Annotated in this window: 16 protein-coding genes; 13 read left to right on the forward strand and 3 right to left on the reverse strand. The window is 35.4% G+C overall.

Annotated features, from left to right (window positions below; genetic code table 11):
• Positions 1 to 19: 19 nt before the first annotated feature.
• The 4 genes from JO950_RS06060 to JO950_RS06075 all read left to right on the forward strand — a co-directional run bounded on the left by JO950_RS06060 (position 20) and on the right by JO950_RS06075 (position 4,058).
• Complete coding sequence (locus JO950_RS06060) at positions 20 to 1,699, forward strand: hypothetical protein (RefSeq protein ID WP_202701827.1); 1,680 nt, start codon at positions 20 to 22, stop codon at positions 1,697 to 1,699.
• Positions 1,700 to 1,701: 2 nt separating this feature from the next.
• A complete protein-coding gene (locus JO950_RS06065; protein WP_202701828.1) occupies positions 1,702 to 2,262 on the forward strand; it encodes a hypothetical protein in 561 nt (186 codons plus the stop codon).
• 2 nt (positions 2,263 to 2,264) lie between these two features.
• Positions 2,265 to 2,813, forward strand: a complete 549-nt coding sequence (locus JO950_RS06070) for a hypothetical protein (RefSeq protein ID WP_202701829.1) — start codon at positions 2,265 to 2,267, stop codon at positions 2,811 to 2,813.
• Positions 2,814 to 2,939: 126 nt separating this feature from the next.
• Positions 2,940 to 4,058 (forward strand): GTP cyclohydrolase, encoded by a 1,119-nt coding sequence (locus JO950_RS06075; RefSeq protein ID WP_202701830.1) that lies wholly within the window; start codon positions 2,940 to 2,942, stop codon positions 4,056 to 4,058.
• A 113-nt stretch (positions 4,059 to 4,171) separates the two neighbouring features.
• On the opposite strand, the gene JO950_RS06080 is transcribed toward JO950_RS06075, so the two are convergent.
• Entirely contained in the window at positions 4,172 to 5,431 is a 1,260-nt protein-coding gene (locus JO950_RS06080) for an aminotransferase class I/II-fold pyridoxal phosphate-dependent enzyme (protein WP_070906804.1), read from the reverse strand.
• Between the two features lie 288 nt (positions 5,432 to 5,719).
• On the opposite strand from JO950_RS06080, the gene JO950_RS06085 reads away from it, so the two are divergent.
• The 3 genes from JO950_RS06085 to JO950_RS06095 all read left to right on the forward strand — a co-directional run bounded on the left by JO950_RS06085 (position 5,720) and on the right by JO950_RS06095 (position 8,641).
• Positions 5,720 to 6,502 (forward strand): NYN domain-containing protein, encoded by a 783-nt coding sequence (locus JO950_RS06085; RefSeq protein ID WP_202701831.1) that lies wholly within the window; start codon positions 5,720 to 5,722, stop codon positions 6,500 to 6,502.
• A 33-nt stretch (positions 6,503 to 6,535) separates the two neighbouring features.
• Positions 6,536 to 8,047, forward strand: a complete 1,512-nt coding sequence (locus tag JO950_RS06090; protein ID WP_202701832.1) for an FMN-binding glutamate synthase family protein — start codon at positions 6,536 to 6,538, stop codon at positions 8,045 to 8,047.
• 120 nt (positions 8,048 to 8,167) lie between these two features.
• Positions 8,168 to 8,641, forward strand: a complete 474-nt coding sequence (locus JO950_RS06095) for a hypothetical protein (protein ID WP_202701833.1) — start codon at positions 8,168 to 8,170, stop codon at positions 8,639 to 8,641.
• A 45-nt stretch (positions 8,642 to 8,686) separates the two neighbouring features.
• Here the strand turns inward: JO950_RS06095 and JO950_RS06100 are convergent, their stop codons facing one another.
• Positions 8,687 to 9,091: a hypothetical protein gene (locus tag JO950_RS06100; protein WP_202701834.1), complete on the reverse strand. Its 405-nt coding sequence runs from the start codon at positions 9,089 to 9,091 to the stop codon at positions 8,687 to 8,689.
• A 182-nt stretch (positions 9,092 to 9,273) separates the two neighbouring features.
• On the opposite strand from JO950_RS06100, the gene JO950_RS06105 reads away from it, so the two are divergent.
• The 5 genes from JO950_RS06105 (at position 9,274) to JO950_RS06125 (ending at position 14,876) form a co-directional block, all read left to right on the forward strand.
• Positions 9,274 to 9,678 carry a DUF2809 domain-containing protein gene (locus JO950_RS06105; protein WP_237732296.1) on the forward strand — a complete coding sequence of 135 codons (405 nt, stop codon included), beginning with the start codon at positions 9,274 to 9,276 and terminating at the stop codon, positions 9,676 to 9,678.
• A complete protein-coding gene (locus tag JO950_RS06110; RefSeq protein WP_202701835.1) occupies positions 9,644 to 10,222 on the forward strand; it encodes a non-canonical purine NTP diphosphatase in 579 nt (192 codons plus the stop codon). Before JO950_RS06105 ends, JO950_RS06110 begins: the two co-directional genes overlap by 35 nt.
• 204 nt (positions 10,223 to 10,426) lie before the next feature.
• Entirely contained in the window at positions 10,427 to 12,343 is a 1,917-nt protein-coding gene (locus JO950_RS06115; protein WP_202701836.1) for a DEAD/DEAH box helicase, read from the forward strand.
• A gap of 250 nt (positions 12,344 to 12,593) precedes the next feature.
• Positions 12,594 to 13,367 (forward strand): carboxypeptidase-like regulatory domain-containing protein, encoded by a 774-nt coding sequence (locus JO950_RS06120; protein WP_202701837.1) that lies wholly within the window; start codon positions 12,594 to 12,596, stop codon positions 13,365 to 13,367.
• A 198-nt stretch (positions 13,368 to 13,565) separates the two neighbouring features.
• Positions 13,566 to 14,876: a DUF389 domain-containing protein gene (locus JO950_RS06125; RefSeq protein WP_202701838.1), complete on the forward strand. Its 1,311-nt coding sequence runs from the start codon at positions 13,566 to 13,568 to the stop codon at positions 14,874 to 14,876.
• Between the two features lie 345 nt (positions 14,877 to 15,221).
• Here the strand turns inward: JO950_RS06125 and JO950_RS06130 are convergent, their stop codons facing one another.
• Positions 15,222 to 16,682 carry an aminoacyl-histidine dipeptidase gene (locus JO950_RS06130; protein ID WP_202701839.1) on the reverse strand — a complete coding sequence of 487 codons (1,461 nt, stop codon included), beginning with the start codon at positions 16,680 to 16,682 and terminating at the stop codon, positions 15,222 to 15,224.
• 178 nt (positions 16,683 to 16,860) lie between these two features.
• On the opposite strand from JO950_RS06130, the gene JO950_RS06135 reads away from it, so the two are divergent.
• Entirely contained in the window at positions 16,861 to 17,922 is a 1,062-nt protein-coding gene (locus tag JO950_RS06135; protein ID WP_202701840.1) for a DUF3810 domain-containing protein, read from the forward strand.
• Positions 17,923 to 17,943: the final 21 nt, after the last annotated feature.

The raw sequence follows: 17,943 nt of genomic DNA on the forward strand, positions 1-17,943 counted from the left end.
ATACGCCAATTTTTCAAATATGAGACATTATCTGCCAATCAACTCAGATAGATCAAAGTTACTATCTGCCCTATTTTTATTACAATACCTTATTTTTTTTTCTTCATGTGAAAATGAAAAACATGACTCATTACACAAAACTCAACTAACAGAAAATGAAATCGAAGTAAAAGATGGAAGACTTTATTTTCAGTCTAAAGAATCTTTTACACAGTACTACAATAAATATGTTAGTTTACCTGAAGAAGAATTAAGTAACTTATTAACCCCTTTCTACAAAAAGGGGTTTCTGTCACTAAAACCAATTGTTACAGAAAAAAACGAAGACAAATTATTTAACCTTTACAAGGAAAAATTAAATTTGCAAGTCCCCCGAGGTACAACATCAAAAAGTACATTCGCTTATTCTTCCGTTGAATCCTCCATAAATGACGATCCTTTTGAATCAGTCGACGAACTGATTGGAGACGAAACTTTTGCTGCCTATTTAAATATAAATGGAGAAATACAAATAGGCGAATCAATATACAAATACACTGACGTAGGCTTGTTTATTACCGATAAAAAAGCTTACACTACCCTCAAAAATTTTCTGGAGTCAAAAAATATTTCTGAAAATCCATTTAGTAAAACTGATCTGACAGTTAAAGAAAATTTGGTTCCGTCACTACCGGAGGTCTTTCCAACACCAATTGGAAACAATAATCAAATTGTTTATTACAGACCAGCGAATAGTAAGTTAACAGCTTCAAAATCAAAACCTAATTCTGCTAAACCAGGAATCTATAACTCAAGTGACCCCAACTACAATTCTTTTTTCAACTCACTAAACAGCTGCAATCCTGATCATGGACTATTTGCCAACTTATTTGGAGATAACAATGTATGTATCGATCAGTATGAAAAAAAAAGACGTGTAAAAACAAAAGCTTTTAATTACAACTATTTACTTGTATTTCATTTAGGTGTCAAATGTGTACATCAGTTTAAAGGATGGACTGGTTTTTGGCGTGTAGAAGCAACTGACGAAATAAAGCTTCTAGTAGAAGCGGCTCAATTTGAATACAATCGAGATGCGCTTTTGGGCAACAATATCATAAACAACCAAACCAAAGAACGGGCCTATTTCATGAATAACAAAAGAGCTTTTTTCACAGGACCCAATAATATAAATATCTATAATGAGTGGGGACAACCTCTGATATCTTATGTCAATCTAACTAGTCTGCCTAAAGTTTTTCAGGACGATTTAACCTTTGAGTTCTTTGGAACGGGATTAAGCAGTTTAGATAATCTTATTCAAAATGGAATTGATAGTAATTTAAACGCGACTAAACTTAACGAATGGTTTTATGGCGGACTTTATACTACAACAAAATCACAGCTACAAACTGCATTTGGAAACACTACAGTGCCACCAACGAACAGGACATTTGCTGCAAAATTCCCTCAAAATGGAAATATTATTGTACAAAAATCGGTTTCATCGCAAGGCTATGACATTGGAGTAAGAGAAAAAACATTTGACTATGGAATTAGACTTTGTTTTAACAGTGGAGATAGCTCCAGCTGGTCTATACGACCGGAGATAGGATGTGATATTCTGGTAAAACCATCTAATTTTAGAGTTAAAATAATAGGTGCCGCACGTAAAGGAAATGAGTGGCATGGCAGTAAATTTAACGTTGATATTGACTGAATATGAAGAAAGAAATAATAATCATAGTAATCATTTTACTGAGCAATTTCATTTTTGGGCAAGAACAAAAGAAAAAATTGCAATACATCAACATGTCCTCCTTCTCTCAGGCTAAAAACACAGAATCCTATTTTAATAAATATACTAAAAACAACTCTAGAGAAAGTAATGGTGGAAGCCTTGAGATAAATACAATTCAGGGCGTAAAGTTTTTCGAAGTTTTCTCAATTTCAGTCGGTATTAGCGTAGATTGGAACATTGATAAAACTTTCTTATCGACTCCATTAATAATAGATCTTAGAATCTTCTCCAGCAAAAATAACAAACCTGGATTTTTTACGTATATCCAAACGGGTCAAAATATAAAATGGTCAGATTCCTTTGCCGGAAATGGTGTAACTGCAAAATTAGGAGCCGGCTACATTTTTACAGAAAATAATAAAGCATCATTTTATTTCGATCTCTTCAAAAAATCAAAACAAATTAAAACTTCTGAATTTCAAAACAATGGCTACTATACTCTCACTGGTTTTGGTATCTCGTTGGGAATAATATTTAAATAATCATGACGAAAATAAAGTACACTTTACTAACACTGCTTATTAGCTGCATGCCTGTAGCGTCGCAAAATACAAGAGTAGAAAAAGACATTTACAACCTACAAACCGGCTTTTTGGGAATATGGTTCAATCACGAACATCGACTACTCAATCAAATAAGTTTACGAACCGAAATTGGTTTTGACATGGGTTTTCGCGGATGCTCTGACTGTACTACTACATATGCAATAGCTCCTGTAATTAATCTGGAGCCAAGGTGGTATTACAATATCAATAAACGGACTGCTAAAAATCAACAAACTAATAATAGTGCCAATTTTATAACTCTACAAATCCACTGTTATCCTAACTGGTTTGTTATTTCAAATCATGACAATGTCTTTGTTTCCAATCAAATTGCGCTAATTCCTAAATGGGGAATAAGACGAAATATTGGAAATACTAATTTCAATTATGAAGCAGGCATTGGAATTGGGCGTAAATTTTATCTAGATGAAAATTTTTCGGATACTACTGCCGACCTCCACCTCCGAATCGGCTACACTTTCAAATGACGCATCAAATCCATTAATTCGGGCTTTTTTTACACAATTCTTTTTTGTTATTTCAAAGATAGCTATATTCGTTTCTTAAATCGTAGCACCTAATTTAAAGCAACATTCTTAACAAAGAAAATCTTAATGATTACAATTAAAGAAGCCATAACCAAAAAGGAATTAACTGACTATATCAAATTTCCGTTTTCAATCTACAAAGACAATGCATACTGGGTTCCCCCTATTGTGGCAGATGAATTAGAGTCATTTGACAAAACTAAAAACCCTGCTTTTGACAATGCCGAAGCTTATTTTTATCTGGCTTACAGAAACAATGAAATAGTAGGGCGAATTACAGCTATCATCAACTGGTCTGAGGTAAATGACCAACATAAAAGAAAAGTTCGCTTTGGATGGTTTGATACAATAGACGACATCGAAGTCACAAAGGCCTTGCTGGATAAAGTTTACGAATTGGGAAAAAAACACAATCTGGAGCACGTTGAAGGCCCGATGGGATTCTCGAATCTGGACAAAGTTGGTGTTCTTACAGATGGTTATGATCAAATGGGAACTATGATTACATGGTACAACCATCCCTATTATGTGACACATTTTGAGCAGTTAGGTTTTCAGGTTGAAAAAGAGTACCTCGAAAGCATCTTCCCTTTTTCAAATGTGAAACCTGAATTTTTCCTTAAAGCACAAGAACTCATCAAAAAAAGGTATGGCTTACGCTCATTGACTTTTACCAAAACAAAAGACATCATGCCTCATGTCGACAAAATGTTTGATTTGTTTAATGATTCATACGCCAAATTAGCTTCGTTTGTAGCGATTTCGGATGTTCAGAAAGAATACTTCAAAAAGAAATACATCAGCTTTATCAATCCGGAATACATCAAGTTTGTGGTTGACAAAGACGATAATTTAGTTGCCTTTAGCATTGTAATGCCTAGCTTTTCTGAAGCTTTACAGAAAGCAAAAGGAAAATTATTCCCGTTTGGATTTATTCATTTACTAAGAGCCCGTAAAAAGAGTAAAGATGTTGTTTTTTACCTGATTGGGGTACACCCCGAGTATCAAAACAAAGGAGTTACCGCTATTATTTTTGATGAATATTACAAAACATTTTCAGAAAAAGGAATTCAAAACTGTATCAGAACACCTGAATTAGCTGATAACACAGCCATTCATTTACTTTGGAAAAATTTCGACCCAAAAGTACACTGCCAGAGAAAAACGTATTTAAAATACTTGTAAGTAGTTTTCAGTATCAGTCGCAGTTAACAATTTTACCCATAAAAAAATCCATTCGTTACACGAATGGATTTTTTTATATAATTCCTATATCAGGAATTTATTTCTTTAAAGTTTTACGAAACGTCAACAGTGGTACGTTCAGCGATTTCTTTATAAGTTCCGTTTACTAATTTCTCTCGAATGGCTTCAAAAGCAGTTAAGGTTTCATCAATATCAGCTAAGGTATGAGAAGCTGTTGGAATCATTCTCAACAAAATAATCCCTTTTGGAATTACCGGATAAACCACAATAGAAAGGAAAATACCATAATTCTCTCTTAAATCGTTTACCATTACCATCGCTTCAGGAATACTTCCTTCCAAATAAACCGGAGTAATACAAGTATTCGTATCTCCAATATTAAATCCTTTTTCTCTTAAACCGTTTTGCAACGCGTTTACGTTCTCCCAAAGTTTATCTTTAATTTCAGAGGAATTACGCAACAACTCCAAACGTTTCAATGAACCAATAGTTTGAATCATTGGTAATGCTTTAGCAAACATTTGTGAACGTAAGTTATATTTTAAGTAATCAATTACAGTTTTATCAGCCGCTACGAAAGCTCCTATATTAGCCATCGATTTTGCAAAAGTAGAGAAGTAAACATCAATTTCATCCTGAACTCCCTGCTCCTCACCTGCTCCGGCTCCTGTTTTTCCAAGTGTACCAAAACCATGTGCATCATCCACTAACAAACGGAAATTGTATTTTTGTTTCATGGCAACAATTTCTTTCAATTTTCCTTGCTGTCCACGCATTCCAAAAACACCTTCGGTAATAAATAAAATACCTCCACCCGTTTCCTGAGCCATTTTTGTAGCACGCTGAAGATTTTTCTCCATGCTTTCAAGATCGTTGTGTTTGTAAGTAAAACGTTTTCCCATGTGTAAACGAACACCGTCAATAATACAAGCGTGCGAATCTACATCGTATACAATAATATCATTTTTAGTAACCAAAGCATCAATGATTGACACCATTCCCTGATATCCGAAGTTTAATAAATAAGCCGATTCTTTCATTACAAAAGAAGCCAATTCATTTTCTAATTGCTCATGATAAGTAGTGTGTCCGGACATCATACGAGCTCCCATAGGATATGCCGCTCCATATTGAGCTGCTGCATCAGTATCTGCCTTACGAACTTCAGGATGATTAGCCAAGCCTAAATAATCATTTAAACTCCAGTTTAGAATATTTTTTCCGTGAAATGTCATTCTAGGACCCAACTCTCCTTCTAACTTTGGGAAAACATAATAACCTTCTGCCTGAGAAGCCCATTTTCCTAATGGTCCTTTATTGTCCTGAATTCTTTCGAATAAATCTTTTACCATAATATATTGTGTAGTAATATTTTTATTTTATACAGGGTGCAAAAATAAATATTTATTCTGTGCAATCATAATAATTTAAAAATGATTCTGACCAAAATTGTTCTTTGATAAATTTTCGCCGCAAAACCACCAATTAAACACTACTTTTCTTAACAAAAAACAATACACCTCCAAAAAACTGCAATTTATACCGGTTATAAATATAACCAAAAAGACCTCAATCATTTTATTTTTATTAATTTTAAAGGGCATTTAAAAAAATGAATTACAAATACTAAAACCAAAATAATGGCTTTAAGCACTTCAAAAGATCTAAAACTCGCTGTTCTTATTGATGCCGACAATGTACCTTACAGCAATGTAAAAGGAATGATGGTAGAAATTGCGAAGTTTGGGACTCCTACCACTAAACGCATTTATGCCGATTGGACAAAACCAAACTCAAACGGCTGGAAGGGCGTTTTACTGGAACACGCCATTACCCCCATTCAGCAATACAGCTATACCGTTGGAAAAAACTCTTCTGATTCTGCTCTTATAATCGATGCAATGGATTTACTTTACTCCGGAAAACTAGACGGTTTTTGTATTGTTTCCAGCGACAGCGATTTTACACGCCTCGCCATTCGATTGAGGGAATCCGGTATGAAAGTAATTGGTATTGGCGAAAAGAAAACTCCAAATTCTTTTATTGTGGCCTGTGACAGATTTATATACATTGAAGTTCTGGACGGCGCTATTCAGAAGAAGAAACCCAAAGTTGCAACTACAACCGACACTAAAAAACCGGCCGAAAAACCGGCTGAAAAAGCACTGCATAAAATTGACAAACAAACCATCGAACTTATTGAAGCCACCATTGAAGATATCGAAGACGATGATGGGTGGGCATTTTTAGGAGATGTTGGAAATCTTATTGTGAAGAAGAAACCTGAATTTGACCCAAGAAACTATGGTTTTTCAAAACTTACTCCTATGCTAAAATCATTGACCGATATTCTTGAAATCGACGAAAGAGAATCTGACAAAAAAGGAATTAAGCACGTTTATGTACGCCTGCGATTCAATTGATTATAAATTATTACTCTTTAAATACTTGCAAACATGAGAAAAAAATTCTTCATCTATGGATTCTTATTGTTTCTAATTGTTTTAGCCATTTATCTTTACACGAAACGAGGTTTTTTACTGGTGATTATTCTGCCTATATTATTAGTGGTAGGTATTTACAACGCTACTCAAAAAAAACACGCTATTTTAAGGAACTTTCCGGTTTTGGGCTATTTCAGGTATTTATTTGAAATGATTGCACCCGAAATCCAGCAGTATTTCATTGAACGATCAACGGATGGAAAACCATTTTCCAGAAACCAGCGCTCTATGGTTTATCAAAGAGCTAAAAACATCGATTCAAACACGCCTTTCGGAACGCAGCAAAATCTGAATCATGACAGTTACGAAGGAATAAAACATTCTATCTTTCCCGCAAAAGTTAACGAGGAATTACCTCGTGTACTGGTGGGCGGAAAAGACTGCAAACAACCTTATCTGGCGTCACTATTTAATGTTTCAGCGATGAGTTTCGGTTCGCTAAGTGAAAATGCCGTTCGTGCCATAAATATTGGTGCTCAAAAAGGAAATTTCTATCAGAATACCGGAGAAGGCGGTTTAACCGAATTTCATCTTGCCGGAGGCGGCGACATTACATGGCAGATAGGCACCGGGTATTTTGGCTGTCGGGATACTGAAGGTAACTTTAGTCCTGAAAAATTTTCAGAAAAGGCGAATCTTCCCAATGTAAAAATGATCGAAATCAAACTTTCCCAAGGTGCAAAACCTGGTCATGGCGGAGTGCTTCCAGCGAGAAAAAACACGGAGCAAATTGCTAAAATCAGAGGGGTTCAGCCTCACACAATGATCCTGTCTCCTCCCGGACACCACGCTTTTTCAGACAGCAAAGGTCTTATTCATTTTATTGCACAATTGCGTGAGTTATCCAATGGAAAACCTATTGGTTTTAAATTGTGTATTGGAAATACAGCCGAATTTGAAGCCATCTGTCACGAAATGATCGCAGAAAATATTTTTCCCGATTTTATCACAGTAGACGGTGCTGAAGGAGGCACAGGAGCTGCTCCACTGGAATTTGCCGATGGTGTAGGAATGCCGTTTGAGCCTGCCCTGATATTTGTAAACAAAACATTAATTGGTTTAAATATCCGTGATAAGATTCGCATTATTGGAAGTGGGAAAATCATCTCGGGATACTCTATTTTACATGCGGTGGCTCTGGGGGCAGATATGTGCAACAGCGCACGTGGGTTTATGTTTTCTTTAGGCTGTATTCAGGCATTGCGTTGTCACAATAACGAATGCCCGACCGGAGTAGCCACTCAAAACAAAATGCTGATGAAAGGTTTGGTTGTAACCGATAAATCTGATCGTGTGTACCATTTTCACAAAAACACCCTACATTCGGCTAACGAACTTTTAGCGGCAGCAGGTAAAAAAAGTTTTAGCGAAGTCGATATTAATATTTTCATGCGTGGTGATGAATTTGGCAATTTATCTGACAACTATTTCCCGGACAACTTAACAAACGTAACAAAACATTAAAAAAATACCTATAAAACAGAAGTTAATACATAGCTTTTTTATTACATTTGTTTAGATCTTATCTTATTTAACCACTAAGATAAATCGTTAATCTTTTAACCTAACTAAACAAATTAATCAATGCAATTAACACCCAAAGGCTATCGCATAGAAATGCTTGATCACCATCAAAAAGAAAATCTTGCAAATGATTTTATTCACGGATTTAAAAATGTTTCAGAATACATCAATGGCGTTTGCTACGAAACCGTTGCATACGTTCAGTATTTACTACATCCCACAAAAATTTCACTCCGCGAAATGGAAACCATTACAGGTAAACACTGGGTGGAGAAATTCACTACACAGAGAGAGTGGACAGGTGAAACAATTCCTGCAGGAACTGCTATTGGCTTTTATCGTATCAATTCAAGCGGTTTCTTTCATTTTGCATTAGGAGCCGGAGGAACTCAAATTCGTGCCGTTAACGGATTAACACTTGGATCAAGCTGGACATTTGAAGTAAATCTTCCATCTGTTCTTGGCCCAAGAAACGAGGATGGTACCTACAACTATGACAATAGCAAAATCAGAGTATATCTAATGTACCTCTAAAAATAAAAGCTTTTAAAGAAATAAAAGCCCTATCCACTATTGTTATTATTTTAACAAGATCGGAAGGGCTTCTTTATTTATAACCTCTTTTGCCAAAACTGTATTGTCATCAGCCAAAAAGTAAGTATCAAACCTTACGCCTTCTTCGATCAATTCCTGAGGAATTTTGTTCTCTTTTATCATTTTTTTCAACAAAATTGGAAATGACGAAACAGCTGCCGATTTATTAGATTCATTTTCTTTTAGATTGGTTTCAAACCTCAATTCAATTTTACCCTCTTCAAGATAACCTCTAGCCGTAGTAAGCGTTATGTTTTCTTCATGAAAACTCTTGGCTGTACTCTTATTATAGGTAACTACATATTCCTGGAGTTTTTGCTTGGTATTTTTACAACTAACCAATGACATTACTAAGGCCGCAGCAAATAAGGCTGGTATTATTTTCTTCATCCTGTTTTTTATTTTTTTTTACAATTCATTAAGCTCTAAAAGCATCTCAAGATAATAATAATCTCTCTAATTTCTAAAACTGGAAGAAAAACAGCCATATTCAAACTCTTCAATTGTCCTAAACGCTTACTATTTCACCTCCTTATTCCTATCTTTGTTCCACTCAAAATACCATCTCAAAATTGAAAAAGCCAAGAATCTACTACCTATTTGCATTTCTTTGTGTGATTTGCTGTGGAATTCTCTCCAGAAAAATTGCAATCATTCCACTCTATTTTGGAGATGCGCTGTATGCCGTCATGATGTATGTATTAGTCAGAATCTTCTTTTTCAACCAAAAAAACTTCGTGACTGCGATAATTTCACTGGCCATTTGCTACGGAATAGAATTTTTTCAGCTTTATCAGGCAGATTGGATTATTATGCTTAGGAAAACTCTTTTTGGCAGATATGTTCTGGGACAAGGCTTTTTATGGAGTGACCTTCTTGCCTACACATTAGGAATTGTAACTGCTTTTATCATCGAAAAAATTATTTTAAATTATACTACCTATGAAAATCGTATTCGCATCAAACAACAAAAATAAAATCCAGGAGATTCAAAGTATTCTTCCTGAAAGCATAAAAATAGTAAGTCTTGAAGAAATTGGCTGTTTTGAAGACATAGAAGAAACAGCAGACACCATTGAAGGAAATGCCATTTTGAAAGCCAATTACGTAACTGAAAAATACGGATACGATTGTTTTGCTGACGATTCAGGCTTAGAAGTGACTGCTTTAAATGGTGAACCAGGAGTATATTCAGCCCGATATGCAGGCAAGCAACGCAATGACGATGACAATATGAATAAACTTTTAGAGGCCTTAAAAGACCAATCGGATCGCAGCGCCCAGTTCAAGACCGTTATCACTTTAAACTTAAAAGGAGAACAGCATCTGTTTACCGGAATTGTAAAAGGAAGTATCGCTTTGAAAAAAACAGGAAATGAAGGCTTTGGGTACGATCCAATTTTTCAACCTGAAAATTATACCAAAACATTTGCTGAATTACCACGAGAAGTAAAAAATACCATAGGTCATCGTGGAAAAGCAACTCAGCAACTAATTGATTTTCTGAATTCAACCAAATAATTGTTTAAAATACAACATTTTAGAGTACAAAATTGATATTTCGTGACGTTTTTTTTTGAAGAATTATTCTATTTCTGGTAAAAATGATTTTACACTAAACATAACTTTTTGATAATCAAATCATAACAAATACATAATTCTTAAAAGAGCATTAGTTTATCTGAATAATTAACAGTAATTTTGCACCCTATTTTAAATACACATATGAATAAATTTGAACAATTAGGATTGAATGAATCGTTACTGAAGGCGATTTTAGATCTAGGATTTGAAAATCCGTCAGAGGTACAGGAAAAGGCGATTCCCCTATTATTGGAAAAAGACACAGATATGGTTGCGTTGGCTCAGACAGGGACAGGGAAAACGGCAGCTTTCGGTTTTCCGCTAATTCAAAAGATTGATGCTGACAATAGAAACACACAAGCATTAGTTTTATCGCCAACACGAGAACTTTGTTTACAGATTACCAACGAACTTAAAAACTACGCAAAATACGAGAAAGGTATTAATGTTGTAGCAGTTTACGGCGGGGCTAGTATTACAGAGCAAGCAAGAGAAATAAAAAGAGGAGCACAAATTATTGTGGCTACTCCGGGAAGAATGCAAGACATGATTAACAGAGGATTGGTTAACATTAAAAACATAGATTACTGTGTGCTTGATGAGGCTGACGAAATGTTAAACATGGGATTTTATGACGATATCTGCTCTATTTTATCAGATACTCCAGACGAAAAAAGTACATGGTTGTTCTCTGCAACAATGCCACAAGAGGTTGCCAGAATTGCAAAACAATTCATGAGCGAACCATTAGAAATTACAGTTGGAACTAAAAATTCAGGTTCTGCAACAGTTTCTCACGAATTTTACTTAGTAAATGCACGTGACCGTTACGAAGCTTTAAAACGTTTAGCCGATGCTAACCCGGACATTTTTTCTGTGGTTTTCTGTCGTACTAAAAGAGATACTCAGGCTGTAGCCGAAAAATTAATTGAAGATGGATATAGCGCTGCTGCGTTGCACGGGGATTTATCTCAGGCACAACGTGACGGTGTAATGAAATCGTTCCGTGGAAGACAAATTCAGATGCTTGTTGCTACTGACGTTGCTGCACGTGGAATTGATGTTGATAACGTAACACACGTTGTGAACTACCAATTACCTGATGAAATCGAAACGTACAACCACCGTTCAGGTCGTACCGGTAGAGCTGGAAAATTAGGAACTTCTATTGTAATTGTTACAAAAAGTGAGTTGCGTAAAATTTCTTCTATCGAGAGAATCATCAAACAAAAATTCGAAGAGAAATCTATTCCATCCGGAATCGAAATCTGCGAAATTCAATTATTACACTTAGCAAACAAAATTAAAGATACTGAAGTTGATCACGAAATTGACAACTATTTACCAGCAATCAATAATGTTCTTGAAGGTTTATCTAAAGAAGAATTGATTAAGAAAATGGTATCGGTAGAATTTAACCGTTTCATCGCTTATTACAAAAAGAACAGAGACATTTCAACTCAATCAGGTGAAAGACGCGAAAGAAACGACTCTGAACCAAGAGAATTCAACAACAACGGAGCTGTTCGTTATTTTGTAAACATCGGTTCAAGAGACAACTTCGATTGGATGACCCTTAAAGATTACCTGAAAGAAACATTAGACCTAGGTCGTGATGATGTTTTCAAAGTTGATGTAAAAGAAGGTTTCTCTTTCTTTAACACTGATCCTGAGCATACTGATAAAGTAATGGAAGTATTAAACAACGTACAATTAGAAGGACGTCGTATTAATGTTGAAATTTCTAAAAATGACGGTGGCGGAAGACGTGATCATAACGGACGCAGTGGTGGTGGACGTAGTTCTGGACCAAGACGCGAAGGTTCTGGAGGTTTTGGCCCAAGACGTGAAGGTTCTGGAGGCGGTGGCTTTAGAAGTGACAGAAACTCTGCTCCAAGAGAAGGTGGTTTCAGAAGCGACAGAAATTCATCTGGCCCAAGAAGAGAAGGTGGTTTCAGAAGCTCAGCTCCAAGAAGCGAAGGAAGTTCAGACAGAGCTCCAAGACGCTCTGAAAGCTTTGGTGATTCTTCAAGACCAAGAAGACCAAGAAGAGATTAATACTTTAATATCTTAAAATACAAAATCCCAAATTCCGGACATCATTGGAATTTGGGATTTTTTATATTAAATCCTGCCTCTCTACAGATGAGTTTTACCCCCCTTAACCATGTAATTTAATCTTCCCTATCCCTTTTTATTTAAATACCAAAAGTCACACCGTTGCCTTTGTTAATTTTCTTATAATTATATTCGAAGACTACAAAATATTTAATCGTGATTTACTACTTTTAGAACTTTAAATCAGGATATGAAATATTTCGCAGTTTTCTTTTTCACACTATTATCAGCCATCGGTTTTGCGCAGGACACTGAGTCTGCCGTTCCACAAAGAGTTTCAGGCTACATTATCAACGATAATAGCAAACAACCTCTTTCTAATGTAAATATCATCAACACAAACAAAGTACGTGGTGCAAAATCTGATGCTAAAGGGTATTTTGAAATTGATGTTCAGCTTAACGACACTATTCACTTCTCGATTTTAGGTTTTCAGTCTTTAAGAGTCCGAGTAACCAATGACTGGATTAAAAATAAAGTAACCCGAATTCAGCTTACCGAAAAAGCAATTGCCCTGGAAGAAGTAATTATTGCTCCTTTTAATTTAACCGGTTACCTTGAAGTCGATTCAAAATTAATTCCAACCAAAGAAAATTACCGTTATAGCATTTCCGGTCTTACACAGGGATATGAAGCTGGTGAATATTCTCCAAATGCCTTCGGCAAAGTATTAGGTTCTATCTTCAACCCCGCCGACATGCTCTACAATTTTTTTGGTAAAAATGCGAAAGAGCTCAAGAAGCTGAAAGAAATGCGAAAGGACGATACCGTTCGTACGCTGCTAGAATCAAAATTTGATCGTGAAACCGTCTCTGTACTTTTAGGAATCAGCAAAGACGAAATCCCCGAAATTCTACAACGCTGTAACTATTCAGATTCCTTTATACAAACAGCAAATGATTTACAGATTATGGATGCTATTAGCGGATGTTACGAACAATATAAAGTATTAAAAAGGAATTAAAAAATTACTCTTAGCTTAAAATATACCAAATCCTCAATTTTAAAAATTGGGGATTTTTTTTATTCTATAATCGGGTCAAATAACTTTGCCAACCGTAGTTTCTTCAAATAATTGAAGGTTTTCATTGTTTTTTTGAGTAAATTGGACATTCTACTACTATTAAGGATCCCGTTTACATCAAATAATACCGTGAATACCATGACAGATATTACCCAGAAAATTTTAAATTTTATCGATCTTCAGAAAGGAGAAGAAAATAAAAAATCGGTAATCGAAAACATAACCGGCGCGGTTTCTTTTAGAGGATCCAACATCTGGATTCTTGCCTGCGCCATTATTATTGCCTCTGTGGGACTAAATGTCAACTCTACAGCGGTTATCATTGGCGCCATGCTTATTTCGCCTTTAATGGGGCCTATTGTTGGTGCCGGTTTTGGTTTGGGAATGTATGATTTTGAACTTCTGAAAAAGTCAATGAAAAATCTGCTGATTGCAACAGTTGTAAGCTTAACCACTTCGGCTATTTATTTCTATATTAGTCCATTTAAAGAAGCACAATCCGAATTACTAGCCAGAACTTCTCCAAATATCTATGACATTCTTATCGCCTTTTTTGGTGGTTTAGTAGGTGTAATTGCCGTAACCAGAGTAGAAAAAGGAAATCCCATTCCGGGTGTAGCAATTGCGACAGCCCTTATGCCGCCACTTTGTACAGCCGGTTACGGACTGGCACTTGGAAATTATGCGTACTTTTTTGGTGCCCTTTACCTCTACACCATCAACTGCGTATTCATTTGCATTGCCACTTTTGTGATTGTAAAGTTCTTAAATTATCCCGTTACAAAACAACTGGATCTACAACAGCAAAAGAGAGTAAAATATGGCATTACACTACTCATTTCACTATTAATTGTACCTAGCATCTATTTTGCTTATCAATTGTATGTTCAAAAAAGCTACACTTCCAGAACCGAGTTTTTTATACAAAAGGAATTCCTCGATAAGGACTATCCTATTATTTATAAAAAAATCAAATACAGCACAGCTCCTAAAAGAATTGAGCTGGCTTTTTTAGCCAAAAAATTCACCGATAATGAAATCATCGATCTTAATAAAAAATTAGCCGAATATGATCTTCCAAACACTAAATTGATTATCAGACAAGACACTGTCAATCTAAGAAAAGACATCATGAATCAAATTAACAGCAATCAAAGTGTGGTCGATCAGAAAGACATCTTGATCAATAGTCTTCGAAATCAATTGGCACAATACCAATTCAACACTACACAGATTAACAACGAAGCAAAAATACTTTTCCCCGCTGTTACGTCTTTAAAAATTGGCAATTACAATTTTGAAGAAGAACCCAATAAATCGAAAATAATCCCTGTAGTTCTTTTTCAAAGCAAGAAAAAAATGGACTCAGATACCAAACAGAAAATGAAATTGTGGCTAAAAGAAAGACTTACCAAAGACTCTGTTGAAGTATATCAGCAAAACAACTAATAAATAATAAAAATAGTTCTTACTTTTATCAATGTATCAATCAAATAACTAAAACAGAAAATTATGTCAAAAGGTCAGGATGCTAAGAAAACAGCAAAAAAAGAACCGCTAAAAACGGCTAAAGAAAAGAAAGAAGAAAAAAGGGAAAAGAAAAATTCGCCTAAGCGAGATTAATTTTTAGTCGCAGTTTGCAGTCACAGTTTACAGTCTCAGTTTACAGTCTCAGTTTGCAGTCTCAGTTTACAGTCTCAGCTTACAGTCTCAGTTTGCAGTCTCAGTTTGCAGTCTCAGTTTGCAGTTCTTTAAAACTGAATACTGAGACTGTGACTGAATAACTATAACTTACTATTTAGCCGGAATATTCGAAAGGATTTCCAATACAAATTTCCAGTATTTCTGAGCCGATGAAATACTCGCTCTCTCATCAGGAGAATGCGCCCCGTGAATAGTCGGGCCAAAAGAAATCATATCCATATCCGGATAGTTTGTTCCTAAAATTCCGCACTCCAAACCTGCATGACAAGCTACTACTTTAGGTTTCTCGTTATTTTGTTTCTCATAAATTCCAACCAAAGTATCTAAGATTTCAGAATTTACGTTTGGCGTCCAACCTGGGTAAGAACCCGAAAGTTCCACTTCACAACCTACCAATTCAAAAGCAGAACGCAAAGCATTAGCCAAGTCAAATTTTGAAGTCTCAACAGAAGAACGTGTTAAACATCCAATGGTTATTTCACCATCTTTTACAATTACTCTCGCAATATTATTTGATGTTTCTACCAAATCGTCCATATCGGCACTCATTCTGTATACTCCGTTATGAGCCGCATAAATAGAACGAATAATACCTTCCTGAACCCCTAAATCCATTACTTTCTCCGGTAAGTCGCATTTTACGATTTCAATAGATAAGTTAGGTTCAGTCGTTTTGTATTCTGTCTTAATATCATTGATGATTTCCTGCATATCAAAAATATACGCCTCATCAAACATTTCAGAAATAATTACTTTGGCAACACTTTCTCTCGGAATTGCATTTCTTAAACTTCCTCCATTAATCTCCGCTACCTGCAATCCAAAATTTTCAAAAGCATCAAACAGCAAACGGTTCATAATCTTATTTGCATTCCCTAATCCTTTATTAATATCCATACCTGAATGACCTCCATTAAGCCCTTTTACGGTAATGATATGCCCTACTGATCCTTCCGGAACTTCTTCTTCATTATAAGTTCTTGTAGCAGTTACATCAACCCCTCCAGCACAGCCGATATCAATCTCATCATCTTCTTCTGTATCTAAATTCAAAAGAATCTGTCCTTGTAAAATACCTCCTTTAAGATTTAAAGCTCCGGTCATTCCGGTTTCCTCATCAATTGTAAACAAAGCTTCTATTGCCGGATGCGGAATATCTTTGCTTTCTAAAATTGCCATAATTGTCGCTACTCCCAATCCGTTATCCGCACCAAGTGTTGTACCACGCGCACGAACCCAGTCACCATCAACATACATATCGATTCCCTGAGTATCGAAATCAAAAACAGTATCTGCATTTTTTTGGTGCACCATATCCAAATGCCCCTGCATTACAATTGCTTTGCGATTTTCCATTCCCGGAGTTGCCGGTTTTCTGATGATTACATTTCGAATTTCGTCTTCAAAAGTTTCTAAACCTAAGCTGTTTCCAAAGTCTTTCATAAATTCAATTACACGCTCTTCTTTTTTTGACGGACGTGGAACGGCATTTAAATCGGCAAACTTATTCCATAGCGCCTTTGGTTCCAGATTTCTTATTTCCTGACTCATTATATTTTTGTTTGTAGTTTAACAATTAAGTGCCCCAAAGTTACAAAGTTTAAATGCTTTTTTCGTCACAAATTTCACGAATTAGCATTAATCTGATGGCTAAAAAACAAATTCCGCAAAACGTCTCTTTTTTAGTTCTAATATTGTATTTATATTTACGTAATTCAAAACTAAAATTGTGAAATCGAAATACATCTTGCCCCTATTTCTTGTTGTTCAGATTATCCTTTTAAAAATTCTCCCCTTCTTTCCTGATTTTGTAGAAGGGCTCTACAGCAATAACTTATACGTTAGAATCTCACATTTTTCCAGAATGCTTTTAGGCAAAATTTCATTCTCCGTAGGCGATTGTATTTATGCTATTTTAATTTTATCAGCGATAAGCTGGTTTTGGAAGATTAGAAAAACATGGAAAACAAATTGGAAAGATTATGTTTTAACGATGCTGGGTAAAATTTCAATTTTTTACTTTTTTTTCCATCTCCTTTGGGCTTTCAATTATTATCGCGAACCTCTATTCGAAAAAATGGAAATCACAAAAGAATATAGTGACGCCGACTTATTAGTTTTTACAAAGAAATTAATCTCAAAAACAAACGAAATTCAACTTCTTATAACTAAAAACGACAGCGCTAAAATTGTCTTCCCATACACTCAAAATGAAGCTTTTAGAATGAACTTAAACGGATATGAAAATCTGGCAAAAGAATACCACTATTTCAGCTATGAGATTCCCAGCGTTAAAAAATCGCTCTTTAGCCTGCCATTAACTTATATGGGGTTTGGAGGTTATCTTAATCCGTTCACTAATGAAGCTCAGGTCAATGATTTACTACCTCTGTATAATTTTCCCGTAACGACCTGTCATGAAATGGCACATCAAATGGGATTTGCCAGCGAAAGTGAGTGCAATTTTATTGGGGTTCTGGCTTCGGTTAAAAATGATAATTTGTATTATAAATATTCCGGCTACAGCTTTGCTCTGCGCTATTGTTTAGGAATCTGGCAGGTTAAAAATGAAACTATTTTTAAACAATTAAAAAAACAAATCCATCCGGGAATTCTAAAAAATTATCAGGAAAGCCAGGATTTTTGGAAACAATATGATACTTTTATTGATAAGGGTTTTCACGTTTTCTATGATAATTTTTTAAAAATGAATCATCAGAAAGACGGCTTAGAGAGTTATAGTAAATTTGTAGATTTGATGGTGAATTACTACAAAACCAGAGCATTGTAACGTTTTACCATGAATTATATC

The organism is Flavobacterium sp. UGB4466 (assembly GCF_903469665.1).
Classification (GTDB): Bacteria; Bacteroidota; Bacteroidia; order Flavobacteriales; family Flavobacteriaceae; genus Flavobacterium; species Flavobacterium lipolyticum.